Origin of the sequence: Micromonospora sp. DT4 (genome assembly GCF_049841675.1) — a bacterium.
GTDB lineage: Bacteria > Actinomycetota > Actinomycetes > Mycobacteriales > Micromonosporaceae > Micromonospora.
In genome coordinates, this window is the sequence record NZ_JBNCKT010000016.1 from 1 (window position 1) to 25,428 (window position 25,428).

Sequence of the window (25,428 nt, forward strand, 5' to 3'; positions counted from 1 at the left end):
GTCGAGGGCGTCGCCGTCCAAGGTGGCCAGGATCCGCCGGAAGGTACGTTCGCTGGGAACCGTGTACCGGCCGCGCAGCCCTACCCCCGTCCTCAACCTGGACAGAACACCTCAAGCCGGAACAACGCCGGGGCCGTGCAGGGGATTGGACACTGGCCGAACATACCGCATGTGCATTTCGAGATTATGGATGACTTAGGGAAAGTGATCGCGAACAATCATGTGCCGCTTGCGGGTTGAATATGCCTGAAGTTCCTCTAAACCAATTCGGCCGGATTCTGGCTGGTGAGAATGAAGGTTACTACCTCCACGTCCATTTCGATGAAGATATCACCGGAGGATATTACGTGCATGTTGTGGACAACGTTGAAAATCCTACTGATGGAGGCGATTTCTGGGCGAGAGATGAGGATGATCTGGCAAGGCTCTTTCGGACTTCCGAATGGAAGATCCAGTGGCTGGAGGATAGGCCTGCAGACTAAGCCTTGCGCGACTATGTTCTGAGCGGAGGACGTCGTCTGGCTGAATGAGCCATTCCGCGCAACGTTCTGATGACAAGCGGTGATCACGTGGTGCGGTCGTGGTGCGGTCGTGGTCGGTGTGGAGCAGGACGAGCGCGGCGGCCACGATCTTGCCGATGCGCCATGGGTCGAGGCTGATGTTGCGTAGCGCCTTGCATGTGGTCTTGAGTAGGGAGTTTCCGCGTTCGCCGATGGCTCGCAGGCTGTTGTGGGCCTTGTTGAACTGCTGCTGGGTGGCGGTGAGCCGGCTGTTCTTCGGTTTCTTGAACGCCACGGTGATGGTGCTGGACTCGCCTTCGTAGCCCAGATCGCCGAGGGGTCGCAGATCGGTGCTGGCCTCTCGGAGGCAGGGCAGGAGTTCGGGGTGGGTGCGTAGTGCGGTGGTGTCGTGCTCGCGGTCGGGTCGTACGAGCGAGGTCCAGATGGGCCAGCCGTCGCCGACGGTGATCACCTGGATATTGCCGCCATGGTTGTCGTGCTTGGCCGACCACCAGAGATCCACGCCCGGTGTCGGTCCAGGAGTACGACACCGGTCGGTCTCGATCAGCGTGCCGTCGATGTTGACGTGGGAGTACCCGGCTGCCTTGGCAGCGAGCAGGGCGCCGTGCAGGCTCGGTGCTTGCGCGGCGAGCACGTCGATGGCTTCGTGCAGGTAGTCGTAGCCGGTGGACATGCTGATCTGGTTGTCGGCGGCGAGTTGCATGACCCGGGTGCCGTCGTAGAACCAGCGCAGGGTCAGGATCGCCTGGTCACGGCAGGTCAGTGACCGGGTTCGGGCACGGGTGCCACGGCGTATGCGTTCGGCGTCCAGTAGCCCGGCCAGGCGGTTCACCGTCTCCTCGCGTGCCGGCAGTACAGCGGTGTATGTGACACTCATATCGACGCAGGACCTCTATGAAGTTGATCTGTGGGAGGACCACTTCGTATCGAGGTTCTGGAGAACGTCTGATCTCGTCGCGGCTGCTCGTCGCGCAACGCCGCTGAATGCGGCCAGGTAAGGAACCGCGCGCCCAACACCCCGGTGCGGTAGGAGACCGGCCTGGACATCGTGGTCACCGGTTTGCTGGGCATCTACAGCGATCCCGCGGTAGCTGTTCAGCGTGAGTAGATGGGCGGCCGAATCGGTCTGACCTGTGGTTATGCGCTCATACGGTGGGTCGATCTTGACCCTGCAGCCGCTCCTGCCAGCTGTGGCCGTCCGCTCTGTAATGGTTTGACCAGATCGGCGAGAGTCTCGACAAGGCATGATCATGCCGTTGACGTTGGCTGAACACGTACATCCCGCGCACGTGATCGCCTACCCAGACGGCGAAGTCCGCCAGGAATTCCGCTCACCTACCGCGCCCGCGTCTTCGGCGGCACGATCAGTATCAGCGACGAGTCGACGGACGTCCGCTTCATCGACGCTGCCGAATTCTGCAACATCCCCATTCATGACACCGTTCGACTCCGCCTCAAGCACCACGTCGAAGGCCGCGACACTCCTTACCTCGGATAGCGTCGATACCTCGGCGCGTGCTGGCGACCCCTCATGATTCTTGAGGGGCCCGGGGCCGCCGACTGCGGCTGGACCCAGTCAACGCATAACGACCGAGGGCGGGTCGACCGGGTGGTCGACGCGCCCTCGGGCTTCAGCGCAGGTCAGGTCAGGCGGTGAAGGTCACCCGACGCCGACGGGCGATGACGAAGAGCACCGCGCCCGCGATCAGCAGCGCGATCGCGCCGGCGGCGATGCCGCCCGCTGCCGCACCGGTGACCGGGAGGCCCGGCTCGTCGTCGCCGCCACCGCCACCGCTACCGCCGCAGTTGCCCTCCGGCGTGTAGATGGCTTCCAGCTCCAGGTCCATGTCCGGCAGGGCGACGATCGCCGTCTTGTCCTTGCCGGCCTTGAAGGTCACGGTCTCCGAGGCACCGGCCGCGACCGTACGGGTCTCGGTCTTGTCGCCGTAGGTGAAGGTGGTCTTCACCGGCAGGCCACCCTCGGGGTTGGTGACGGTGAGGGCGAACTCCTTGCAGTCGGCCTTGGTGGTGACGGCCGGCAGCGGGCAGTCCTCGGGGCGCGTCCAGGAGTACGTGCCGTTCTCGATGACCTTGCCGTCGACCAGGACCTCGATCTTGCCGGCGTCGGCGGCGGGCACCACGATGCTGGTGTCGGCCTTGCCGGGGGCGACGGAGACCTTCTTGGTGAAGCCGTTCTCACCCTTGACCTCGAACTCGACGGCGTACTTGCTGATCTTGCCGTCGTTGCTCAGCGACACGGCGACCGAACCGTCGCACTTGGACGCGAAGGTCGAGGCCGGGGTGGTGCAGCTCTTGCTGCCGCCGTTGTACCAACCCTGCGGGCCCTTGGACCGGTTGCCCGGGGTGCCCGGCGAGCCGAGCTTCTTGTTGTCGTAGCGCTTGCCGCCGTCGACGATCTCGTCGATGACCTGGTCCTTGTCGCCCCAGATGAGGTCGACCTGGGTGTGGCAGTCCGGGATCTCGACGTTCAGCGTGATCTCGGTCTGGGCGGCGCTGACGAAGTCGCTGTCCGGCGTGCCGTAGACGTACTGCGGGGTGGCGAACTGCGGCCGCGGCGCGAAGTACGACACCAGCGTGAAGTACTGCTTGACGTCACCGCAGAGCGGCAGGTTGCCGTCGAGCTTGACGGTGGCGGTGCCCTTCGGACCGTCGAACGTGTGGGTGTACTTGGCCTTGCTGGCATCGACGCACGTCGGCGCCGGGGCGCAGGACCTGTCCGCGGCGAGAGTGATCTCGCCGTTGGCGGTGTGATGCGCCGTGACCTTGTCCTCCTTGATCCACTCAGCGTAGACCTGGAGGTGGGCCTTGGTGGTGTTGCCGGGCACGCGCTGGGTGGCCAGCTTGTAGGAGCCCATGGGGACGATCAGCCCCTGCAGCGGCTGCGCCTCCTTAACCCCCTCGACCAGCGAGGTCACCGGGGTGCCGGGGTCGGTGGTCACCTTCTGGATGGTCGCGTCCTTGTTGGCTTCGCTGTTCAACACCTTCCACGTGATCACGCGCTCGCCGGTGAGTCGATCACACTCGGCGGTGGCGCTGATCTCGGTGTGGTGTGCGCTGGCTGGGGCGGCCACCGCGACGACCCCGGTGAGGCCGACGATGGCGGCTCCCAGGATGGCCAGCGGTCGCCGGAGCGACAGCTTGGGACGGATCACGGGTACTCCTGGAGTGCTGAAGCGTCAGGGGTGTGGCACGGGAGAGACAGTGGACGGTCGCTGCACGTCCGATCGGAGAGGCGCCCTCCCGAGCCGTGGGCCGGCGGTTTGCCGTCGGCACCCGGCAGACCCTAGCGATATCGCCGCGCGTGATACAGCGCTCAGGATTTGCTAAGACTGATGTTATGAACTTGAGATCATTGATATACGAGAAGTGATCACATGGTCTGCGTGGCGGTACCTACCGTGTCGGCCGGCGGGCCCGAGGGGTCGCGTAGCGTCGTGGTCATGAGTAGGAGGAGACGGTGACCCGGATCGTGGCCGGGACGCTCGGTGGCCGGCGGATCGCCGCGCCGCCCGGCGCCGGCACCCGACCCACGTCCGACCGGGTCCGGGAGGCGCTGTTCAGCGCCGTCGAGTCCGAGGTCGACCTCGACGGCGCGCGCTTCGCCGACCTGTACGCCGGCTCCGGCGCGGTCGGCTTGGAGGCGCTGTCCCGGGGTGCCGGGCACGTCCTGCTCGTGGAGTCCGACGCGAGAGCGGCCCGGGTGATCCGGGAGAACGTGGCGACCCTGCGGGCCGGGTCCGCCGTACGTCTGGTGGCCGGCAAGGTGGCGACGGTGCTGGCCGCCGGTCCGGACGGTGGCGGCTACGACGCGGTCTTCGCCGACCCGCCCTACGCCGTGCCGGACGCGGAGATCACCGCGCTGCTGACGACGCTCGTCGATGGCGGCTGGCTGACGCCCGACGCGCTGGTGGTGGTGGAGCGGTCGCGCCGGACCAGGGACTTCGAGTGGGTGCAGGGGATCACCCCCCAGCGCAGTCGCCGGTATGGCGAGACCACCCTTTGGTACGGTCGCCGATCATGAGACGTGCGGTCTGTCCCGGCTCGTTCGACCCGGTCACCAACGGACACCTCGACATCATCGGCCGGGCCAGTCGGCTGTTCGACGAGGTGATCGTCGGTGTGCTGGTGAACCAGTCGAAGAGCGGCCTGTTCACCGTCGACGAGCGGATCGAGATGCTCCGCGAGGTGACCTCCTCGTACGACAACGTGCGGGTCGAGTCGTTCCGAGGGCTGCTCGTCGACTTCTGCCGGGCCCAGCAGGCGAGCGTCCTGATCAAGGGTCTGCGGGCGGTCAGCGACTTCGACTACGAGTTGCAGATGGCCCAGATGAACATCGGCCTCGCCGGCGTCGAGACGCTCTTCATGCCGACCAACCCGCTTTACTCGTTCCTCTCGTCCAGTCTTGTCAAGGACGTGGCCAAGTGGGGCGGCGACATCTCCGCGCACGTCCCCGACCCGGTCCGCGAAGCCCTCCAGGTCCGCCTGGGCCCTCGCCGCTGACCCGCCTACCGCGATCTTGCACTTTCGGTCGCCGTATTGCCCTTCTTGCAGCGATTTGCCGCGACAGAAACTGCAAGATCGGCGAGGCAGGGGCGAGGCAGGGGCGGGGCAGGGGAGCCCGGAGTGACGGCTTCGCGACGCGCCGGGTTGGGGTGGTGGGGGATCGTGTGGGACGGGCACGACATGATGGGCGCAGCGGGGAACCGGCCGTAGCCCGCATCATGGAGGTCGGCCGACGAACGACAGGAGTGAGGTACCGGTGGACCCGCTCGATCGCATCGACGAACTGATCGCCATGGTGGAGCAGGCGCGCTCCGTCCCGATGTCGCGGAACAACTGCATGGTCGACCGGGGCGAGGTGATCGCCGCTCTGGACGAGATGCGTGCGGACCTCCCCGCCGACCTGCGCCGGGCCGCCGCGCTCCTGGAGGAGCGCGACAAGATCATGGACGCCGGCAAGCGTGAGGCGGACCGGATCATCAGCGAGGGTGAGGCAGAACACGCCCGCCTCGTGTCGGTGAACGAGATCACCGTGTCGGCCGAGCACGAGGGCGCCCGGATCATCGCCGAGGCCCGCGCCGAGGCGCAGCGCCTGCGTGAGGAGGTCGACGACTACGTCGACACGGCGCTTGCCAACTTCGAGCAGTTCCTCACCCGGGCCCTCGCCTCGATAGAGCGTGGCCGCGACAAGATGCACGCGCTGCGGGAGATCGGCACCTTCGGTGGGGACGAGGCGGAACGCCCGCTACCCTTCTGAGCGGCACCTCACCAGCCGACACTCTAGGGGCGGGCGTCGCCCCCGGTTCGACGGTCCGGGGGTCGTCCAGGTAACCTTTTTTGTCGGCCTCTCACCGGCCGGAGTCTTACTATGCCCAAGCACTCGCCATCGACACTCGACCCCAGGTCGCCGCTGGTCCTCGACACGAGAGACCTGCCGCGCCGCCCTGGTGCGTTGCGTGAGGTCCAGCGGGTCGTGCCGGCACCGGTGGACCTCGGTGTGGAGTTGATCGCCGTACCGGAGGGCGCGGACCTCGACCTCGACCTGAGGTTGCAGTCGGTGTCCGAGGGCGTGCTCGTCACGGGGACCATCACCGGTCCCGTCCGGGGCGAGTGCGGGCGTTGCCTGCGCGAGATCAACGAATCGATGGCCGTGACGATCCAGGAGCTGTACGCGTACGAGAACAGCACCACGGACGTCACGACCGACGAGGACGAGGTGGGCCGGATGCAGGGCGATCTGATCGACCTGGAGCCGGCGCTGCGGGACGCGTTGGTGCTCACGCTGCCGACCAACCCGCTCTGCCGGGAGGACTGCCCAGGACTGTGCCCCGAATGCGGGGCGCTCTGGGACGATCTGCCGGCCGACCACAGTCACCAGCAGATCGACCCGCGTTGGGCGGGCCTGACGCAACTGACCCGTACAGAGGAGTAAGAACCGTGGCCGTCCCGAAGCGCAAGATGTCGCGCAGCAACACCCGGTCCCGCCGGGCGAACTGGAAGGCGACAGTGGTCGCGACCGTCGCGTGCCCGCAGTGCAAGTCCCCGAAGCTGCCGCACGCCGCCTGCTCCGTCTGCGGCACCTACAACGGCCGCCAGGTTCTCGAGGTCTGACCTGGACGCCGAGTGACGCCCCCGACCCCAGGTCGGGCGGCGCGCGCACCCTGGCATTCGCCCGGTGCCCCGGCTCCCTCCGACACCGGCCGGCCCAACCCGGCCGGTGTTCCGATGGAGCCGGGCGCCGCGCGGATCGCCGTTGACCTCCTCGGCGGGGACGACGCTCCCGCCGTCGTGGTTGACGGCGCTCTGCGGGCCATGCGCGCCGATCCCGATCTGCACCTGCTGCTCGTCGGCCCGACCGAAGTCGCCGACGCGCTGATCGCTGCCCTCGCGCCGGCCGACCGGGCCCGGATCACGGTACGGCCGGTCCGCGCCGCCGTCGGCATGTCCGACCATCCCAGCGCCGCCCGCTCGGAGAGCACCGTCCGGGCCGCCGTCACCGCCGTCCGCGACGGCACCGCCGACGCCCTCGTCTCGGCCGGCGCCACCGGTGCCACGGTCACCGCCGCCGTGCTCGGGCTCGGGCGCTGGTCGGAGATCCGCCAACCCGCCCTGGTCGCCACCCTTCCCGCGGTCGCCGGCCCGGTGGTCCTGCTCGACGTGGGCGGCTCGCTGGAACCCCGCCCCGCCACCCTCGCCCGGCACGCCGTGCTCGGCGCCGCGTACGCGGCGGTGGCCCACTCGATCGCCGCTCCCCGGGTCGGCCTGCTCTCGGTAGGCACCGAGGCAGGCAAGGGCGATCGGGTACGCCGTGCCACCGACCCCCTGCTCGCCGTCGAACCGCTGCCCGCCGGAGCGCGCTACGTCGGCCTTGTCGAGGGGTACGACGTGGCTGTCGGTGCGCGCGCCGACGTGGTGGTCACCGACGGCTTCACCGGTAACGTGCTGCTCAAGGCGATCGAGGGCGCGTACGCCATGGCCGGCGGCCCACCCGCCGAGGGCGGCGCGCCCCGCGCGGCGGCCCTGCTGGGCGTCGCGGGGACCGTCGTCGTCTGTCACGGTTCCGCCCGCGCCGGCGACGTCGCCTCCGGCATCGCCCTCGCCGCTCACCTGTGGCGGCGGCGCGCCACCGATCTGGTCTCCGCGTTGCTCGACGGCGACGCTGCGACGGACCGCACCGACCGCTCCACCGACACCGAGGTACGCACATCATGAGCAACGACAAGCGGCGGCGGGCGTCCGTCGGTCACCTGGAAGCCGCGTTCGGCGTCAGCCTGGAGCCGGACCTCCTGCAACGCGCGCTGACCCACCGCTCGTACGCGTACGAGAACGGCGGCCTGCCGACGAATGAGCGACTGGAGTTCCTCGGCGACTCGGTGCTCGGCGTCGTGATCACCACCGCCCTGTTCCACAACCACCCGGACCTGCCCGAGGGTCAGTTGGCGAAGCTCCGGGCGAGCGTGGTCAACATGCGGGCACTCGCCGACGTGGCCCGTGGTCTCGGCCCGGACGGCCTCGGCGCGTACCTGCTGCTCGGCAAGGGCGAGGAGACCACCGGCGGCCGGGACAAGGCGAGCATCCTCGCCGACACCCTGGAGGCGCTGCTCGGCGCGATCTACCTGCAGTACGGGCTGGACACCGCCGGGATCGTGATCCACCGGCTCTTCGACCCGCTGATGGCCGAGTCGGCCGGCCGGGGCGCCGCCCTGGACTGGAAGACCAGCCTGCAGGAGTTGACCGCCGCGCTCGGCCTCGGTGTGCCCGAGTACCGGATCGAGGGCACCGGGCCCGACCACCTCAAGACGTTCACGGCCTGGGTCGTGGTGGCCGGCAACCGGTACGGCGGCGCGGAGGGGCGCAGCAAGAAGGAGGCCGAGCAGCGCGCCGCCGAGGCGGCCTGGCGGAGGCTCTCGGACCAGCACGAGCAGAACGCCGAGCCGGACCGGTCCGACCAGGGCGAGCCGTTGGGGCCGCTGGACAGCGCCGAGCAGGCGGCCCGGGCTGAGGAGGCCGACCACCTGGCGCAGGCCATGCCTGCCGACGTGGCGGACCAGCAGACCCCGCCGGAGCGGCCGAGGTCCGCCAACGGCGGCGGCCCGACCGAGGCCGGTGCCGCGGGTGGCCGCGAGACGGGTGTCCGTCGTGCCTGAGCTGCCCGAGGTGGAGACCGTCCGGCAGGGGTTGGCCCAGTGGGTCACCGGCCGGCGGATCGCCTCGGTCGAGGTCCGTCACCCGCGTGCCGTCCGGCGGCACGTACCCGGTGGCGCGCACTTCTCCGACGTGCTCGCGGGTCGGACCATCGTGGACGTGCGCAGGCGCGGCAAGTATCTGTGGCTCCCGCTGGACAGCGGCGACGCGGTGGTCGGGCACCTCGGCATGTCTGGTCAGCTTCTGCTCCAGCCGCCCGGCACCCCCGACGAGACCCATCTGCGGGTCCGGTTCCGGTTCGCCGACGACGGGCCCGAGCTGCGCTTCGTCGACCAGCGCACGTTCGGCGGGCTCGCGGTCAGCGAGGGTGGCGCCGACCTGCCCGCCGAGATCGCGCACATCGCGCGCGACCCGATGGATCCGGAGTTCTCGGACGCGGCGTTCGTCACCGCGCTGCGACGCCGGCGGACCGAGGTGAAACGGGCCCTGCTCGACCAGACGCTGATCTCCGGGGTGGGCAACATCTACGCCGACGAGGCGCTGTGGCGCGCGCGGTTGCACGGCGGCCGCCCCACCGACGCCCTCACCGGCCCGGCCGCGCTTCGCCTGCTCGGCCACGTCCGGGACGTGCTCGCCGAGGCCATCAAGGAGGGCGGCACCAGCTTCGACGCCCTCTACGTCAACGTCAACGGCGAGAGCGGCTACTTCGACCGCGCGCTGAACGCCTACGGCCGTGAGGGTGAGCCGTGCCGGCGGTGCGGTATGTCGATCCGGCGTGAGTCGTTCATGAACCGTTCCTCGTACAGCTGCCCGCGCTGCCAGCCCCGGCCTCGGGGTGCCCTTCGGGGATGACCCGGAGCCGGCTCCGGGTCGGCGTCGGCGGGTCGCGGCCGGACACTCCGGGCAGCACCCCGGCGTACGTCCGAATCGCGGTTGATGCCCGTCCGGCGGACCCGCCGCCCTCGGCGGACCCTGCTGCTCGCGTTGGCCGCGCCGGCGCTCGGCATGAAACTGAAGCTCCCCGGCATGGAGGACCTGCCCCGCACGACACCGGCCATTCAGGCGTACGACCGGCTCACCGCCGCCTTCCCGAACACCGGCACCAACCACGCGGTCACGGCAGGGGACAGGGCTCCCGCCAGGCATCCAACGCCCGGTCCTTGCGGATCGACGCGAAGCCGTAGCCGACCGTGGTGACGCAGAAGTCGTCGGTCGCGCCGACGTACTCGACGTGGAAGACCGGTTTGCCGGCGTCCGCGAACGGCAGCAGCTTGGTGCACTGGTTGAGCCGGACGCACTCCTCGTTGACGACGAAGTCGAAGTCCGGCGCCAGGGCCGCGAGCTGTGGCACGTCGTTGACCAGCCCGGGGGAGAGGTCCAGCGAGCGGGCCAGGCGGGCCAGACGGCGGTTGAACAGCAGTTGGTCGTCGAAGCCGAGAGGGAAGCCGCTGCGGTGCGCGTACCCGTCGGCGTCGGCCAGCGCCACCGCGCCGAAGCCCTTGCCCCGGCACAGCCGGAACCGGTCGGTCAGCACCGGCTCCAGCGCGTCCCATTCCCGTACGTCCAGCCACCGGCTGCCGGGCTGTCGAGCGGGTGCGCCCCGCACGACGGCGGGCAGTCGGCTGGCGTCCGGGTCGGTCGGGCGCACCGACCCCACCGGCACCTGACAGATCAACCGTCGGTCCCGTGCGCGCAGCTCGGCCGTCTGTGCGGCCGTGTTCGCCACCGGGTCGAGCAGGAAGACGTCGACGTCCACGGTCTCATCGAGCGGGCCGTCGAGCTGCCACTGCCACTGCCAGTGACGGGCCTGGGCAGCCGGCCACGGGGTGGGCGCGCCGGGCGGGGTCAGCTCGCGGCGGCAGCCGTACGCCGGCACCACCAGGACGAGTGCGACGCAGGCCGACACGATCCGGCGCAGCGCGCGTGCGGCGCGACGTCGCCGCGGCCGGATCCGCATCGGCAGCTCCCGGGTCCCGGGCGGCCGGTCGCCGCCCCCACCGGTACGCCGCCCTCACGCTCGGCTCGGCGTACCCACCCGGTCCAACGAGCGCGGGTGCGCGGACGACGCGCGGTCAGCGCGGCGCCGCGAAGACCTGCGTCCAGTACGGCCCGTTGCTGCTGGCGATGCCGACGCCGATCTCGGTGAACGCGCAGTTCAGGATGTTGGCGCGGTGCCCCGAGCTGTTCATCCAGGCGTCCATCACGGCGGCCGGCGTCTTCTGGTTCCACGCCACGTTCTCGCCGTAGGTACGCCAGGCGTAGCCGACGCGGTCCAGCCGGACGCCCGTGTCGCTGCCGTCGCTGCCGGTGTGCGACATCTTGCTGTGGTCGGCCTGGTCCTGGCTGTGCCGCTGCGCGGCGGTCATCAGCTTGTCGTCGATGCTCAGCGCCTTGCAGCCGGCCTTGGCCCGCTCGGCGTTGACCAGGTCCACCACCTCGCGGGCCTGGTCGCTGACGGTGCCGCTGGCGCCTCCGCCGCTGGTGGTGCTCGGTGCGGTGCTGCGATCGGCGCTGCGGCGCGAGGCGGCGGTGGTCCGCGACGAGGCCGGGGTGGGCTTGACGACCCTGCTCGGCGACGGGCTCGGCCGTGTCGGGCTGGGCGAGCTGGTCGGGGAGGGGGCGACCAGGGTGTCGACCGTCGCCGGGTCGGAGGGGACCGCGGGCGCGGCGGCGATGGTCTCGTCGACGGCGGTCGGTGCGTCGCCCGGGCCGTTGCCGCCCGGCATCGCGAGCGCGCCGACGCCGACGCTCACCACGAGGGTGGCTGCCGCGGCCGCGCCGCCGATCATGAGTGGGCGACGCCAGTTCCGGGGCGAGCGGTGCCGTCCGCTGCCGGTCCGCCCGTCGCCGGCGACCTCCGTGGTCCCGCCGCCGGTGGTGTACGCGTCGGTCTCGGCGCGCCACCCGTCGGCGGTCTCCGTGGGCTGTGCGTCGCCGCGCCGGCCGTCGGTCGGTTCGTCGTCCCGATCGTGGCCCGGCCATCCGGTGGTCGGCGCCTCCACGGGGGCGGGTTGCCAGCGGGCGGTGGGCTCGGCGCGGTGCCACTCGTCGCCGGGCTGGTCGGGGTCGTCCCCGAACAGGTACGCCGAGCGGGGCTCCGGGCGGTCCCTCAACCAGTCCGGCTCGTCGGTCGGCCGCTCGGCGCGCCGGGGGGCGCCGTTCGGATCCATCGGGTCGGTCCAGCCGTACACGCCTCTGCCTCCACGGGGTCGTTTGCGGGCCCGGGTGACGCTACGACTCGCCCGCGACCTGCGGCAACGTGGCTAAGGAAGAGTTAAGAGGAAGTCGGACGCCAAGGCTCTGACTTCCGGGAATACGGGCGTACAGTAAAGGGGTCCGGACAGAGAGTGTCCGCGCCTTGCGGCAGCCCCCGACAAGTGGACAGGTCGACGTAGAGATGATCTACGGCCTGCGAGAACTTGACGAAGGAGGGGTTTGCGGCTCAATATATAGGTGTCGCCAGTCGCGCCCGGTCATGCCCAGATACACCTGGAATGACAGCCGCGTACTTAATGGGCGCGCGTTGGCCGGCCTTTCCGGCAGCGCATATCAAGGAGTCAGCATGGCGAAGGCCCTCTACGGCCACGTAGGTGCAGCGCCCGACCGGCGTCTGCTCGACGAGGTCACCCGACTGCGTTCCAGGGTTCAGGCACTGGAGTTCGAGATCACGCGTCTGCGTGCCGACAATGATCGGCTCGCGGCGGCTGCGGCGGAAGCGGACGACCTGCTCCGTCTCGCCGAGCCGGCGCTGACCTGATCTTCGGTTCGGAAAACTGAATCGCAGCACCACCGCAAAAATGCGCGCCGACACCTGTGTGCCGGCGCGCAACGCTGTCCGGCCCCTTTCACGGCCGACCATTTGTGATCTTGTAGCCGGCCTCGCGTCAACCGTTCCGGCAGTTTCGGCGGAACGCCCCGAAGCGCGCTCCGATCGTGAGTGGTATTTGTCTTTCCGTCGTCGCCGCGACGACAGCCCGGCCCGCTCCCGGGTCACGGGTAGCGCGAGCCGTCGACACGGCCCGGGGCGGGTCGCGTGCCGGATCGGTTCCGTCAGCGGGTTAGTCTGCGGGTTCACCCAGGTCCCCGCAGCCGGCGACGGTACGGCGGCCACCGGACGAGGATTGAGAAGGTGTATCTCAAGAGCCTGACGGTGAAGGGCTTCAAGTCCTTCGCCTCCGCCACGACGTTGAAGCTGGAGCCCGGGATCACCTGTGTGGTGGGCCCCAACGGCTCCGGCAAGTCCAACGTCGTCGACGCCATCGCCTGGGTGCTCGGCGAGCAGGGCGCCAAGGCGCTGCGCGGCGGCAAGATGGAGGACGTCATCTTCGCCGGCACCGCCGGCCGCGCCCCCCTGGGCCGGGCCGAGGTCACCCTCACCATCGACAACACCGACGGCGCGCTGCCCATCGAGTACACCGAGGTCTCCATCACCCGCCGGATGTTCCGCTCCGGCGAGAGCGAGTACGAGATCAACGGCAACTCCTGCCGACTGCTCGACATCCAGGAGCTGCTGTCCGACTCCGGCATCGGCCGGGAGATGCACATCATCGTCGGTCAGGGCCGGCTCGACGGCATGCTGCACGCCAAGCCGGAGGACCGTCGGTCGTTCATCGAGGAGGCGGCCGGCGTCCTCAAGCACCGCAAGCGCAAGGAGAAGGCGCTGCGCAAGCTCGACGCGATGCAAGTGAATCTCAACCGCTTGGCCGACCTGACTACTGAGCTGCGACGCCAGCTCAAGCCGCTGGGCCGGCAGGCCGAGGTGGCCCGGCGGGCGGCCGCCATCCAGGCCAACCTGCGCGACGCGCGCCTGCGGCTGCTCGCCGACGACCTGGCCACCCTGCGCACCACCCTGGACCGGGAGATCGCCGACGAGACCGCGCTGCGCGAGCGGCGCGAGCAGATCGAGGGTGAGCACGCCGAGGTGCAGGGCCGGCTCGGCGAGTTGGAGGCCGCCCTCGCTGAGGACGCGCCGCTGCTCGCCGCCGCGCAGGACACCTGGTACAAGCTGTCCGCCCTGCAGGAACGCTTTCGCTCCATCGAGCAACTGGCCCGGGAGCGGCTGCGGCACCTCAGCGCCACCGGCGACGACGAGCGGCCCGGCCGTGACCCCGACCAGCTGGAGGCCGAGGCGGAGCGGGTCCGCGAGCAGGAGGAGGAGCTGCGCGCCGCGCTCACCGACGACCAGATCCGGCTGGCCGAGGCCGTGGAGCACCGCCAGGAGCTGGAACGTCAGCTCGCCGCCGCCGAGCGGGAGCTGGTCGCCGCCGCCAAGGCCATCGCCGACCGGCGCGAGGGGTTGGCCCGGCTCACCGGTCAGGTCAACTCGGCCCGCGCCCGGACCACCAGCGCCGGCGAGGAGATCGAACGGCTCGCGGTCGCCCACGCCGACGCGCTGGGCCGCGCCGAGCAGGCGCAGGCCGACCTCGACGCGGTGGCTGCCCAGTCCACCGAGGCGGACCGCGACAACGCCGACCTGGACGCCCGGCACGCCGAGGCGCTCGCCGTCCAGGAGCGGGCGCAGGCGACCGTACGGTCGCTGGCCGACGCCGAGCGGGCCGCGGAGAAGGACGCCGCCACCTGGAAGGCCCGCGAGGAGGCCCTGGCACTCGGCCTGCGGCGCAAGGACGGCGCCGGTGCGCTGCTGGCCCGTGCCGGGGACGTACCCGGCCTGCTCGGCAGTCTCGCCGGGTTGCTCACCGTCGCGCCCGGACACGAGGCCGCGCTGGCCGCCGCGCTCGGCGGCCTCGCCGACGCGGTCGCCGTCACCGGCGTGGACGAGGCCGTCGAGGCGATGCGACTGCTGAAGATCTCCGACGCCGGTCGGGCCGGTCTGCTGGTCGGCAGCCCTGCTGGGCCCGGCATGACCGGGTCGGCCGACGCGCTGCGCCCGAAGTTGCCGGACGGCGCCCGCTGGGCCCCCGACCTGGTGGAGTGCACGCCCGACATTCGTCCGGCGGTGCATCGGGCGCTGCGCGACGTGGCGCTCGTCGACGATCTCGCCGCGGCGGCCGAGCTGGTCGCTGGCAACCCGGAGCTGCGCGCCGTCACCCCGGACGGTGACGTGGTCGGGGCGTACGCGGCGGCCGGCGGATCGGCCAAGGCGCCCAGCTACATCGAGGTGCAGGCAGCCGTCGAGGAGGCCCGCACCAACCGGCTCGCCGCCGAGGGGACCGGCGCGGAGCTGCGTGACCAGCTCGTCGAGGCGCGCGCTGAGGTGACGGCCGCGAAGGAGGCCGTGCAGCACGCCGCCGCCGAGAAGCGCGAGGCGGAGAGCCACCGCAACGCCGCCGCCCGCCGGCTCGCCGAGCTGGGCGCGGCCGCCCGTTCCGCCAAGGCGGAGACCGACCGGCTCGGCGAGTCCCACGCCCGCGCCGAGGCCGCCCGGCAGCGGGACCTCGCCACGCTCGACGAGCTCCAGGAGCGGCTGCGGCTGGCTGAGGAGACCCCCGTCGACGCCGAGCCCTCCGCCGAGGAGCGGGACCAGCTCGCCGCCATGGTGCCGCAGGCCCGACAGAACGAGATGGAGGTCCGGCTCGCCGTACGTACCGCCGAGGAGCGCGTCTCCTCGATCGCCGGCCGCGCCGACTCCCTCGCCCGGCAGGCCACCGCGGAGCGGGCTGCCCGGGAGCGCGCTGCGGCCCGCCGGGCCGCGCGCACCCGGGGCGCAGGCATCGCCCGGGCCGTCGCGGGCGGCGCCCGCGCGGCCCTCACCCGCCTGACCACGTCGATCGCGGCGGCCGAGCAGCACCGCGACGCCGTCGCGCGCGAACGCGCTGCCCGCGAGGCCGAGCTTCAGGAGGTACGCGGAGCGGCCAAGCGCCTCGGCGCGGAGCTGGAGCGGCTGACCAGCCAGGTGCACCGCGACGAGGTGGCCCGCGCCGAGCAGCGACTGCGCATCGAGCAGTTGGAGGCCAAGGCCGCGGAGGACTTCGGGCTGGACGTGGAGACCCTGGTCGCCGAGTACGGCCCCACCCAGCCCGTCCCGCCGACGCAGGTGGACGTGGCGGCGGCGGAACGCGATGGCCTGCCGGTGCCCGAGCCGGTCCGCTACGAGCGGCCGGTGCAGGAGAAGCGGGCCGCCAAGGCGGAGCGTGAGCTGGCCCTGCTCGGCAAGGTCAACCCGCTCGCGTTGGAGGAGTTCGCCGCGCTGGAGGAGCGCTTCAAGTTCCTCTCCGAGCAGTTGGAGGACCTCAAGGCCACCCGTCGGGACCTGCTCACCGTCGTGAAGGACGTGGACGAGCGGATCCTGGAGGTCTTCGCGAGCGCCTTCGAGGACACCGCTCGCGAGTTCCAGCAGGTGTTCACGGTGCTCTTCCCCGGCGGTGAGGGCCGGCTCATCCTCACCGACCCCGAGGACCTGCTCACCACGGGCGTCGAGGTCGAGGCCCGCCCGCCGGGCAAGAAGATCAAGCGGTTGTCGTTGCTCTCCGGTGGCGAGCGGTCGCTGACCGCAGTGGCCATGCTCGTGGCGATCTTCCGCGCCCGGCCTAGCCCGTTCTACATCATGGACGAGGTGGAGGCGGCCCTGGACGACGTGAACCTGGGCCGGCTCATCACGCTGCTGGCACAGTTGCGGGAGAAGAGTCAGCTGATCGTCATCACGCACCAGAAGCGGACGATGGAGATCGCCGACGCGCTCTACGGGGTGACCATGCGCAGCGGGGTCACCCAGGTGATCAGTCAACGGCTCAACCGGGCCGACGAGGACGACCAGCGGCCCGGCCGCGGCGAGGAGAACGGGTAGTGGCTCGGGAACGCGCGAAGGCGCTCCTGCTGGACTTCGACGGCGTACTGCGTCGGTGGGACCCGGCGGTGGCCGCCGACGTCGAGCGGGAGTACGGCCTCTCCGAGGGGGTGCTCACCGAGATCGCCATGCAGTGGGGGCGGCTCCGGCCGGTGCTCACCGGCCAGGTCAGCCACGCCGACTGGGTGAGCAGCGTGGCCGACGCGCTCGCCGAGCCGGCCGGCGGGCCGGACCGGGCCCGCGCGGCCGTCGAGCAGTGGCAGCGTTACCGGGGCGAGGTGGACAACGAGGTGCTCGACTTCGTCCGGGAGGTGCGCGCCGCCGGCATTTCCGTCGGCCTGGGCACCAACGCCACCGACCTGCTCGACGCCGACCTCGCCGCGCTCGGGCTGGTCGGCGAGTTCGACGTGGTGGTCAACTCGTCGACGCTCGGCGTGCACAAGCCGGCACCGGAGTACTTCCAGGCCGCCTGCCAGGCGCTGGCCACCCCGCCAGCCCGGGTGCTCTTCGTCGACGACGAGGACTGGGCGGTACGGGGCGCTCGCGCCGCCGGGCTGTCGGCGCACCGCTGGGGCGGCCACGCCGACCTGCGCTACCTGCGGGCCGCCCTGGACTACTGAGCGGCGCTCACTCGCCGGTGATGCCGTCGATGCGTTCCCGGATCAGGTCGGCGTGGCCGTTGTGCCGGGCGTACTCCTCGATCATGTGCACGTACACCCAGCGCAGGTTGAAGGTGCGCCTCTTCGCGCCGACCTCGGTGAAGGTCTCGTCGAGTGAGTGGCCGGCGGCGGCCTCGCGGGCCAGCGCCACCTCGCGGTGGAAGGTGGCGAAGTCCGCCTCGGCGTCGGCGGCGCTCACGTCGTGGTCGGCGTCCGGTTTCTCCGGCGTGAAGTACGGGTAGTCGACCCGCTCGCCGGCGAAATTCTCCCGGAACCACCAGGCCTCCACCTCGGCGAGGTGCCGGACCAGGCCGAGCAGGGTCAGCCCGGAGGGTGCCACGCTCGGAGTGCGCAACTGCTCCTCGGTGAGGCCGGCGCACTTGAGCAGCAGTGTCTGCCGGTGATAGTCGAGCCAGCCGTCGAGCATGGTGCGCTCGTCGCCGACGTACGGTTCGGGTGTCCGGGTGATTTCCGGTGCGGTCCACGTCATGGCGCGCATCCTGCCCGCAGCGCCTCATCGGGCGCGACGGGTTATTCAGGGCACCACGACGGCGGGCCAGTGACCGTGACCCTTACGGACCAGCCGGGTGGGCTCTACCTCACCTCTGCCCGCTGGCGGGGACCGCGCCGACGCCCTCGACAGGGCTCGATTCCCGCTCGCCCCCGCCGGAAACCGGGCCGCCGTTGTGCTGCCGCAGCGGCACCTCCTTGATGAAGAGCACCGCGATCAGCGCGATCAGCGCGAACGGGGCGGCGGCCAGGAAGATGTCACCGGCGCCGTGGCCGTACGCGGCCTCCACCACCGCCCGCAGCGGGCCGGGCAGGCTGTGCACGTCGGGCAGGGTGCCGCCGCTGCCGGAGCTGGACGCCGGGATGCCGAGCTGGGACAGCCCGTCGGCGGTGTAGTCCTTCACCTTGTGGGCGAGGACCGCGCCGAGGGCGGAGACGCCGATCGCGCCGCCCAGGCTGCGGAAGAACGCCACCATCGAGCTGGCCGCGCCGAGTTCGTGCGTGCCGACGGTGTTCTGCACGGCGAGGACGAGGTTCTGCATGGTCAGGCCCAGGCCGACGCCGATCAGCAGCATGTAGACGCTGAGCAGGGTGTAGCTGGTGTCCGCGCGCAGCGTCCCCATGAGCGCGAAGCCGATGGTGAGCAGCGCCGAACCGAGCACCAGGAACCGCTTCCAGCGGCCGGTCTTCGTGATGATCCGTCCGCCCACGGTCGAGGCGACCAGCAGGCCGAGGATCATCGGTAGGGTCATCAGGCCGGACATCGTCGGCGACTCGCCCCGGCTGATCTGGAAGTACTGGCCGAGGAAGATCGACGCGCCGAACAGGCCCACGCCCACCGCGACGCTGGCGACGACGGCGAGGGTGATCGTCCGGTTGCGGAACAGCCACGGCGGGATCATCGGCTCGGCGGCCCGGGTCTCCACCCGGATGGCGAGCGCGCCAAGGAGCAGGGCGCCGAGCACCATGGCGACGGTCTGCCAGGACGCCCAGGCGAACTGGTCGCCGGCGAGGGAGACCCAGATCAGCAGCACCGAGACCGCCGCCGTGATCAGGGTGGCGCCCCACCAGTCGATCTGCGCCTTGCGCTTGACCACCGGCAGGTGCAGGGTCTTCTGGAGCACGACCAGTGCGGCGATGGCGAACGGCACGCCGACGTAGAAGCACCAGCGCCAGCCGAGCCACGAGGTGTCCACGATGACGCCGCCGATCAGCGGTCCGCCGATGGTGCCGACGGCCATCACGGCGCCGAGGTAGCCGCTGTAGCGTCCCCGCTCGCGCGGCGCGATCATCGTCGCCATGATCACCTGCGCCAGGGCGGTGAGGCCGCCGGCGCCGACGCCCTGGAGCACCCGGCACGCGATCAGCTCGCTGGTGCCCTGCGCCAGGCCGGCCAGCACCGAGCCGAGGACGTAGATCCCCAGGGCGAGCTGGACGAGTGTCTTCTTGCTGGTCAGGTCGGCTAGTTTGCCCCAGATTGGGGTGGTCGCGGTGGTCGCGAGCAGTGCCGAGGTGACCACCCAGGTGTACGCGGACTGACCGCCGTGCAGCTCGGTGATGATGCGCGGCAGCGCATTCGAGACGACCGTGGAGGAGGGGATCGCGACGAACATGCCCAGCAGCAGGCCGGAGAGGGCCTCCAGGATCTGCCGGTGGGTCATGTCGACGGCGGGCGCCCGGGACGCTGTCGCCTGGCTCATCGTGTGGTGCCTCCAGCCCGTACGTTTTGATTGCCTCAAGCAACAACTTGGGAGATGTCGACAACATTCCCCGCGTCGCGGGTCATCTCCAGGAATCGTTGAACCGGCCGAGGAGCCGGGCGAACTCCTCCACGTCCCGGGCCGGCCAGTCGTCCAGCGCGCGCAGGAACTCACCCAGCCGGGCGGACCGGGCGACGTCGAACCGGTGCTGGCCCTCCTCGGTCAGGCTGATCTGCGCCGCCCGCCGGTCACTCGGGTCGGGCTCGCGGCGCACCAGGCCGAGCGCCTCCAACCCGTTGATCTGTCGACTGAGCGTCCCCTTGCCCACGCCGAGCCGCGCCGCCAGCTCGGTCAGCCGGATCGACCCGCTGCGCCGCAGCCAGAGCAGCAGCCCGTAGGTGTTCGGTTCGAGAGTCGGGTGCACCTCTCGGGCGATCTCCCAGGAGACCGCCCGGCCCCGGCGCAGCAGCGCGGTCAGCTCGTGCTCGACGGACCGGATCGGCTCCGGCTGATGCTCGCTCACGGGCAAGAGAGTACGGCGGGACCCGGTCACTCGTCGCCGGAGAGGCGGCGGCTCATCACCGGGCGTAGGTGCCCGTCGCTGGTGGTGCCCTCGATGACCACGTCGGCCTGCCGGCCCCGATGGGTCAGGGTGGCGACGGCGTTGCCGAAGTAGGGTCCGGCCAGCTTGCGCCAGCGCACCCCCGGACGCCGGACACCCGCCGAGCGGGCCAGTGCCCGCGTCGCGCCCGCCGGCCCAGACGACCAGCACATCTTTATCAGCGGGCGGATGCCGGCCGGTACCTGGTTGTGGATCGGTGAGCAGGTGAGCTGGTGCACGGGCGTGACCACCGCGGGGTCGACGAACCGCGCCCGGGCCACGTACGAGTGGTGCACGTCCCCGGAGAGCACGCTGATCGACGCCGGCGGGGCGTACGCCGGTCCGGCGCCGACCCGCGCGCCGGACGCCCTCGGCGTGCCGGTGCCGATCCGGGCGAACGTCTCACCGAGCGCCTCGAAGGACCGCCGGAACGCCGCCCAGTGCTCCAGATCGAGAGCGCGGCGCAGCTTCTCGGCCCCGCGGGCGACCCACGGCCGGCGCGAGTCGGCCAGCTTCTCGTTCCACGCCTCGATGTGGTGGATGCCCTGGGGAAGCAGCCAGGGCAGCGAGGCGCCCACCACCAGGTGGTCGTAGACGCCGTGCGCCTGGTCGAGGAACCACGACCACTCACCCGGCGGCAGCATCGCCCGGCTGCCCGGATCGAGGACCCGGCTGCACCGGTTGTCGAGCATGACCAGCCGGGTACGCCCCAGGTCGAGCGCGTAGCTCCACTGGTACTGCACGGCCCGCCAGCGCTCGGTGTCGTGCGCCAGGTTGGCCTCCTGGTCGACCCGGTGCCCGAACTCGCGCAGCACGCCGGTGGCGTCCTCGGCGGCGACCACCTTGGCGAACACCGGGTCGGCGGCGATCTCGTCCGGCGCGAGGTTGCCCAGGTGCTGGTAGACCCAGTACGAGGCCAGTCCGCTGCCGATGCGCTCGGCCCACCACGGCTGCTCGCGCATCTCGGCACGCCACGCCGCCGAGGTGTTCCAGTCGTCGATGATCTCGTGATCGTCGAAGATCATTACGCTGGGCACGGTGGACAGCAGCCAGCGGATCTCCGGATCGCGCCACGACTCCAGGTAGAGCTTGGTGTACTCGTCGAAGCTCACCACCTGGTCGGCGGGAGCGCCCTTGGGACGCCGCCGCCGCCGACGCAGCAGCCGACGCACGGTCGGTGAGGTGACGTCGGCGTACACCTGGTCACCGAGGAGCACCAGCAGGTCGGGCAGCGGGCTCGACTCGGGATCGGCCATCAACCGCCGGGCGTACGCGTCCAGGGCGTCCGGCGGGAGCTTGCGCGTGGTGGCGTGCTGGGTGGTCTCCCGGCACGAACCGAAGATCAGGTTGACCGGCTGGTCCCGGTCGTCGACCGCCCGGGTGCGGATGACGCTCGGCGGGAAGTCGCCGCTCGGGACGGGCCAGACCAGCTCGTCGTCGACCAGCACCTCGTAGGTCGTGGTGCTGTCCGGGGTGAGGCCCTCCACCACGACGAGGGCATAGTGGTGCTCGTACGCCGAGAAGGTGGGCGCGGCGCCGGTGGCGCCGTCGGCCGTGCGGACGGTGACCACGGCGGGCGCGGCGGTCTCCACCCAGATAGTCGCCCGGGTGTCGACCACTCGCCGCAGAAGTGGGCCGATCAGGAGGGGTGCGGCGGGCATGACGCGAGCCTACCGCCGGTTTCCGGACACCGGCCGGGTGCGGTGGCTGGGACGCCGTCGCCGGCATCTGACAGGATTCCGGCATGGCCGAATATCTCGTCCTCGCTCTGGTCCTGCTCGGTGTGCTGATCGCCGGCACAGTCGGGCTGGTCGTGCCCCGTCTGCGGCGGCGACCCGAGCCTCCGCTTCCGCGCACCGAGGTCGACACCCGGGCCGAGGAGGATCTCGCCGGTCCGCCGGTCGAGGCACCGGAGTCCGATCTGTCCACCGGTGTCCTGGTCGAGCCGCCGCCGGTCATCGAGGCGCCCGCGCCGACCGTGGAGGTGCCAGAGCCGACCGCCGGGCGGCTGGTCCGCCTCCGGTCACGGCTGTCACGCTCGCAGAACGTCTTCGGCAAGGGCCTGCTCGGCCTGCTCGCCCGCGATCACCTCGACGAGGACGCCTGGGAGGAGATCGAGGACAGCCTGATCACCGCCGACGTCGGCGTCGACGCGACCCGCGACATCGTCGACCGGCTACGGGAGCGCACCCGGGTGCTGGGCACCCGCTCGGCCGGCGAGCTGCGCGCGCTGCTCGCGGCCGAGCTGGTCAACGCCCTCGACCCCGGCATGGACCGCGCCCTGCGGACCGCGCCGAAGGACGGCGTGCCGGCGGTGGTGCTGGTGGTCGGCGTCAACGGCGCCGGCAAGACCACCACCTGCGGCAAGATCGCCCGGGTGCTGGTCGCCGACGGCCGTAGCGTGCTGCTCGGCGCCGCCGACACCTTCCGGGCCGCCGCCGCGGACCAGTTGCAGACCTGGGGCGAACGGGTCGGCGCGGAGACCGTCCGGGGCCCGGAGGCCGCCGACCCGGCCAGCGTCGCGTTCGACGCCGTCAAGCGGGGCATCGACACCGGCGTGGACACGGTGCTCATCGACACCGCCGGCCGCCTACAGAACAAGGTCGGCCTGATGGACGAGCTGGGCAAGGTCAAACGCGTCGTGGAGAAGCAGGGGCCGATCGACGAGACGCTGCTCATCCTCGACGCCACGACCGGCCAGAACGGTCTGGAGCAGGCAAGGGTCTTCACCGAGGTGGTCAACGTGACCGGTGTGGTGCTGACCAAGCTCGACGGCACCGCGAAGGGCGGCATCGTGATCGCCGTCCAGCGTAAGCTCGGCATCCCGGTGAAGCTCGTCGGCCTCGGTGAGGGCAAGGACGACCTCGCCCCGTTCGACCCGGCGCAGTTCGTCGACGCGCTGCTGGGGACCGAACCCGCCGGACCGGACGCGTAGTCTCGGGTGACCACTGACGATCGCGCGTACGCGGGCTGGCGCGACCCCGGCCACGCCTCGCAGCGCCTCGGGAGACCGTACGTGACTTCGCAGGAGATCCCGCTGCACGGCGGCAACGTGAGCACCGTGGTCCGGGTCGGCGACACCGTCCGTCGTAACGCCGGGCCGTGGACCCCGTCCGTGCACGCCCTGCTGCGGCATCTGGAGTACGTCGGCTTCACCGGCGCTCCCCGGGCGCTCGGGATGGACGAACGCAACCGCGAGGTGCTGTCGTACCTGGAGGGGGAGTGCGGGGAGTACCCGCTGGCCCCGCACTGGGTGACCGACGAGGCGCTGGTCACCGTCGCCACCATGCTGCGGATGTTCCACGACGCGCAGTACGGCTTCGCCCCGCCGGCCGGGGCCGTGTGGCGCTCGTTCGGGCCCCCGCCACCGGACACCGAGGTGATCTGCCACCACGACGCCGCCCCGCACAACGTGATCTGGCGGCCGGACGGCACCCTCGGGCTGATCGACTTCGACCTCGCCTCGCCGGGAGCGCGGATCTACGACGTGGCGTACGCGGCGTGGACGTGGGTGCCGATCTTCGCCGACCGGGACTCGATCACGCTGGGCTGGAAGCACCCGGACCGGCCGCGCCGGCTGCGGCTCTTCGCCGACGCGTACGGGCTGATCCCGCGGGACCGGCACCGGCTGATCCGGACCATCCGCAAGCGGATCGTGGACCACGTGGAGGGCATCCGCCGGATGGCTGCCGCCGGTGAGCCGGCGTTCGTCCGGATCGTGCACAAGGGTCACCTGCGGCGGCCGATGCGCGACCTGCGACTGCTCGACTACGAGCGGCACGCTCTGGATAACGCCCTCCGCTGAGCGCGGATTCGACGATGCCCGGCCGGTCGTGGTGGGCGAGCCGGTCGACGGGCCTGACCGGTCAGCCATCGACGTACGCCGTCCGGGTGATCCACCCCTGTCCATGCCGCGCGCTGTGCGAACTCCGTGACACGTACGAAACAACCCGTCACGAATTGGAAACCCGCACGGGACCCTGGGTGAAACAGCAGGCAACAAAGCTTCCGCGCAACCGGCCTACGGGCGACGCTGCCCCGGAAAGCCGCAAAGGAGGACTTCACCTTAGGAGGCCAGCGTGCCTGAAGCACCGACGATCGACGGCGCCAATACCACGTGGCTGCTGGTTTCGACCGCGCTCGTGCTGCTCATGACCCCTGGACTGGCGCTGTTCTACGGCGGCCTCAACCGGGCCAAGGGCGTACTCAACATGATGATGATGAGCTTCACGGCCATCGGGCTCATCTCTGTTCTGTGGTGGTTCTACGGTTTCAGCGTCGCCTTCGGCACCGACCAGAGCGGCATCATCGGTGACCCGAGCACGTACCTCGGTACCAAGACCTTCCTCGCCGAGTCCGACCTGTGGGGCGCCACGGCGGAGAACCCCAGCGGCATCGGCATTCCGCTCTACGTGTTCATGGCGTTCCAGATGGTCTTCGCCGTGATCACCGTCGCGCTGATCAGCGGCGCCATCGCCGACCGGGCCAAGATCGCCGGCTGGCTGCTGTTCGCCTTCGGCTGGGCCACCCTGGTCTACTTCCCGGTCGCCCACTGGGTGTGGGGCGGCGGCTTCATCGGCGCTGGCGCCGAAGGGCTGCACATCAAGGCGCTGGACTTCGCCGGTGGCACCGCGGTGCACATCAACGCCGGTGCGGCGGCCCTGGCCGTGGCCCTGGTGCTCGGCAAGCGTCTCGGCTGGCCCCGTGAGGGCATGAAGCCGCACAACATCCCGTTGGTCGCGCTCGGCGCCGGTCTGCTGTGGTTCGGCTGGTTCGGCTTCAACGCCGGCTCGGAGTTGACCGTCGACGGTGTCGCCGGCCTCGCCTTCATCAACACCCAGCTCGCCACCGCCGCCGCCGTGCTCGGCTGGATCGCGGTCGAGTGGATCAAGGACCGGAAGCCGACGATGGTCGGTGCCTCGTCCGGCGCCATCGCCGGCCTGGTCGCCATCACCCCGGCCTGTGGCTTCATCGCCCCGTGGGCGTCCGTACTGCTCGGCATCGTGGCCGGTGTGGTGTGCGCGCTCGCTGTCAGCCTCAAGTACAAGCTGGGCTACGACGACTCCCTCGACGTCGTCGGCGTGCACTTCGTCGGTGGCTGGATCGGCTCGCTCTGGCTCGGCCTGTTCGCCACCAACTCGGTCAACGCCGCGATCAGCGACGTGGTCGGGGCCTCCGACGGCCTGTTCTACGGTGGCGGCGTGACCCAGCTCGGTCGGCAGGCCCTCGCCGGCCTGATCGTCACCGCCTGGTCGTTCGGCATCGCCTGGGTGCTCGCCTTCGTCATCGAGAAGACGATCGGCTTCCGCGTCAAGGGTGAGGCCGAGGTCGAGGGCATCGACATCGCCGAGCACGCCGAGAGCAGCTACGACCTGTCCCCGGCCGGTGGCGGCACGGGTGGCGCGTTCGCGATGGCCGGCATCGGCACCCCCGGTGTTGCGCCGAGCGCCGCCATGCCCGAGACCGAGTCCACCGAGCCGGTCAGCGCCAAGGTCGCCGGTTAACGTTCCTTAGATGGAGGGGTTGG

21 protein-coding genes and 3 pseudogenes are annotated in these 25,428 nt (G+C 70.8%); 16 read left to right on the forward strand and 8 right to left on the reverse strand.

Annotated elements, in window-relative coordinates; genetic code table 11:
* On the forward strand, window positions 1-240 hold a 240-nt coding region (locus ACLQ24_RS07675; RefSeq protein WP_425889963.1), incomplete at its 5' end, for a hypothetical protein.
* Between the two features lie 342 nt (window positions 241-582).
* On the opposite strand, the pseudogene ACLQ24_RS07680 reads toward ACLQ24_RS07675, so the two are convergent.
* Window positions 583-1,398 (reverse strand): annotated as a pseudogene (locus ACLQ24_RS07680) (transposase family protein); the annotation flags it as partial.
* A gap of 400 nt (window positions 1,399-1,798) precedes the next feature.
* Here ACLQ24_RS07680 and ACLQ24_RS07685 point away from each other — a divergent pair.
* A pseudogene (locus ACLQ24_RS07685) lies at window positions 1,799-2,019 on the forward strand (NUDIX hydrolase); the annotation flags it as partial.
* A gap of 148 nt (window positions 2,020-2,167) precedes the next feature.
* On the opposite strand, the gene ACLQ24_RS07690 reads toward ACLQ24_RS07685, so the two are convergent.
* Window positions 2,168-3,694 carry a cell wall anchor protein gene (locus ACLQ24_RS07690; RefSeq protein ID WP_425889964.1) on the reverse strand — a complete coding sequence of 509 codons (1,527 nt, stop codon included), beginning with the start codon at window positions 3,692-3,694 and terminating at the stop codon, window positions 2,168-2,170.
* 305 nt (window positions 3,695-3,999) lie between these two features.
* Between ACLQ24_RS07690 and rsmD the strand changes: the two genes are divergently transcribed.
* From rsmD to mutM, 8 genes and pseudogenes are all read left to right on the forward strand, one after another.
* Window positions 4,000-4,563 (forward strand): 16S rRNA (guanine(966)-N(2))-methyltransferase RsmD, encoded by a 564-nt coding sequence (gene rsmD / locus ACLQ24_RS07695; RefSeq protein ID WP_425889966.1) that lies wholly within the window; start codon window positions 4,000-4,002, stop codon window positions 4,561-4,563.
* Window positions 4,560-5,042 (forward strand): pantetheine-phosphate adenylyltransferase, encoded by a 483-nt coding sequence (gene coaD, locus ACLQ24_RS07700; RefSeq protein ID WP_425889968.1) that lies wholly within the window; start codon window positions 4,560-4,562, stop codon window positions 5,040-5,042. Before rsmD ends, coaD begins: the two co-directional genes overlap by 4 nt.
* Before the next feature lie 259 nt (window positions 5,043-5,301).
* Complete coding sequence (locus ACLQ24_RS07705; RefSeq protein ID WP_355051547.1) at window positions 5,302-5,799, forward strand: hypothetical protein; 498 nt, start codon at window positions 5,302-5,304, stop codon at window positions 5,797-5,799.
* A gap of 111 nt (window positions 5,800-5,910) precedes the next feature.
* Window positions 5,911-6,474 (forward strand): YceD family protein, encoded by a 564-nt coding sequence (locus ACLQ24_RS07710; RefSeq protein ID WP_425889969.1) that lies wholly within the window; start codon window positions 5,911-5,913, stop codon window positions 6,472-6,474.
* Between the two features lie 5 nt (window positions 6,475-6,479).
* On the forward strand, window positions 6,480-6,653 hold the full coding sequence (rpmF, locus tag ACLQ24_RS07715; protein ID WP_030335284.1) for a 50S ribosomal protein L32: 174 nt from the start codon (window positions 6,480-6,482) through the stop codon (window positions 6,651-6,653).
* Between the two features lie 114 nt (window positions 6,654-6,767).
* Window positions 6,768-7,754 carry a phosphate acyltransferase PlsX gene (locus ACLQ24_RS07720; RefSeq protein WP_425889971.1) on the forward strand — a complete coding sequence of 329 codons (987 nt, stop codon included), beginning with the start codon at window positions 6,768-6,770 and terminating at the stop codon, window positions 7,752-7,754.
* Window positions 7,751-8,497, forward strand: a pseudogene (rnc, locus tag ACLQ24_RS07725) (ribonuclease III); the annotation flags it as partial. The gene ACLQ24_RS07720 and the pseudogene rnc, both read left to right, overlap by 4 nt.
* Before the next feature lie 184 nt (window positions 8,498-8,681).
* Window positions 8,682-9,539, forward strand: a complete 858-nt coding sequence (gene mutM / locus ACLQ24_RS07730) for a bifunctional DNA-formamidopyrimidine glycosylase/DNA-(apurinic or apyrimidinic site) lyase (protein WP_425889973.1) — start codon at window positions 8,682-8,684, stop codon at window positions 9,537-9,539.
* Window positions 9,540-9,801: 262 nt separating this feature from the next.
* Here mutM and ACLQ24_RS07735 read toward each other — a convergent pair whose 3' ends face one another.
* Window positions 9,802-10,644 (reverse strand): endo alpha-1,4 polygalactosaminidase, encoded by an 843-nt coding sequence (locus ACLQ24_RS07735; RefSeq protein WP_425889975.1) that lies wholly within the window; start codon window positions 10,642-10,644, stop codon window positions 9,802-9,804.
* Between the two features lie 115 nt (window positions 10,645-10,759).
* Window positions 10,760-11,878 (reverse strand): CAP domain-containing protein, encoded by a 1,119-nt coding sequence (locus ACLQ24_RS07740; RefSeq protein ID WP_425889976.1) that lies wholly within the window; start codon window positions 11,876-11,878, stop codon window positions 10,760-10,762.
* A gap of 371 nt (window positions 11,879-12,249) precedes the next feature.
* On the opposite strand from ACLQ24_RS07740, the gene ACLQ24_RS07745 reads away from it, so the two are divergent.
* The 3 genes from ACLQ24_RS07745 (at window position 12,250) to ACLQ24_RS07755 (ending at window position 17,051) form a co-directional block, all read left to right on the forward strand.
* Window positions 12,250-12,444, forward strand: coding sequence for a hypothetical protein (locus ACLQ24_RS07745; protein ID WP_030487463.1), 195 nt, complete (start codon window positions 12,250-12,252; stop codon window positions 12,442-12,444).
* Between the two features lie 372 nt (window positions 12,445-12,816).
* Window positions 12,817-16,431: a chromosome segregation protein SMC gene (smc, locus tag ACLQ24_RS07750; protein WP_425889978.1), complete on the forward strand. Its 3,615-nt coding sequence runs from the start codon at window positions 12,817-12,819 to the stop codon at window positions 16,429-16,431.
* Window positions 16,431-17,051, forward strand: coding sequence for an HAD family hydrolase (locus ACLQ24_RS07755; RefSeq protein ID WP_425889980.1), 621 nt, complete (start codon window positions 16,431-16,433; stop codon window positions 17,049-17,051). The genes smc and ACLQ24_RS07755 overlap by 1 nt, the downstream gene beginning before the upstream one ends.
* Before the next feature lie 7 nt (window positions 17,052-17,058).
* On the opposite strand, the gene ACLQ24_RS07760 is transcribed toward ACLQ24_RS07755, so the two are convergent.
* The 4 genes from ACLQ24_RS07760 to ACLQ24_RS07775 all read right to left on the reverse strand — a co-directional run bounded on the left by ACLQ24_RS07760 (window position 17,059) and on the right by ACLQ24_RS07775 (window position 21,562).
* Window positions 17,059-17,580, reverse strand: coding sequence for a DinB family protein (locus ACLQ24_RS07760; protein ID WP_425889982.1), 522 nt, complete (start codon window positions 17,578-17,580; stop codon window positions 17,059-17,061).
* 109 nt (window positions 17,581-17,689) lie between these two features.
* Window positions 17,690-19,300, reverse strand: a complete 1,611-nt coding sequence (locus tag ACLQ24_RS07765) for an MDR family MFS transporter (RefSeq protein ID WP_425889983.1) — start codon at window positions 19,298-19,300, stop codon at window positions 17,690-17,692.
* An 82-nt stretch (window positions 19,301-19,382) separates the two neighbouring features.
* Window positions 19,383-19,823, reverse strand: coding sequence for a MarR family winged helix-turn-helix transcriptional regulator (locus tag ACLQ24_RS07770; RefSeq protein WP_425889985.1), 441 nt, complete (start codon window positions 19,821-19,823; stop codon window positions 19,383-19,385).
* Between the two features lie 26 nt (window positions 19,824-19,849).
* The gene (locus ACLQ24_RS07775; RefSeq protein WP_425889987.1) at window positions 19,850-21,562 is read right to left on the reverse strand and encodes an alkaline phosphatase D family protein; all 1,713 of its coding nucleotides are present in this window, start codon (window positions 21,560-21,562) and stop codon (window positions 19,850-19,852) included.
* Window positions 21,563-21,645: 83 nt separating this feature from the next.
* Here ACLQ24_RS07775 and ftsY point away from each other — a divergent pair, with 83 nt between their 5' ends.
* From ftsY to ACLQ24_RS07790, 3 genes are all read left to right on the forward strand, one after another.
* Entirely contained in the window at window positions 21,646-22,836 is a 1,191-nt protein-coding gene (gene ftsY, locus ACLQ24_RS07780) for a signal recognition particle-docking protein FtsY (protein WP_425889988.1), read from the forward strand.
* Window positions 22,837-22,842: 6 nt separating this feature from the next.
* The gene (locus ACLQ24_RS07785; protein ID WP_425889989.1) at window positions 22,843-23,706 is read left to right on the forward strand and encodes a phosphotransferase; all 864 of its coding nucleotides are present in this window, start codon (window positions 22,843-22,845) and stop codon (window positions 23,704-23,706) included.
* A 274-nt stretch (window positions 23,707-23,980) separates the two neighbouring features.
* On the forward strand, window positions 23,981-25,405 hold the full coding sequence (locus tag ACLQ24_RS07790; RefSeq protein ID WP_425889992.1) for an ammonium transporter: 1,425 nt from the start codon (window positions 23,981-23,983) through the stop codon (window positions 25,403-25,405).
* The last annotated feature ends 23 nt before the right edge of the window (window positions 25,406-25,428 follow it).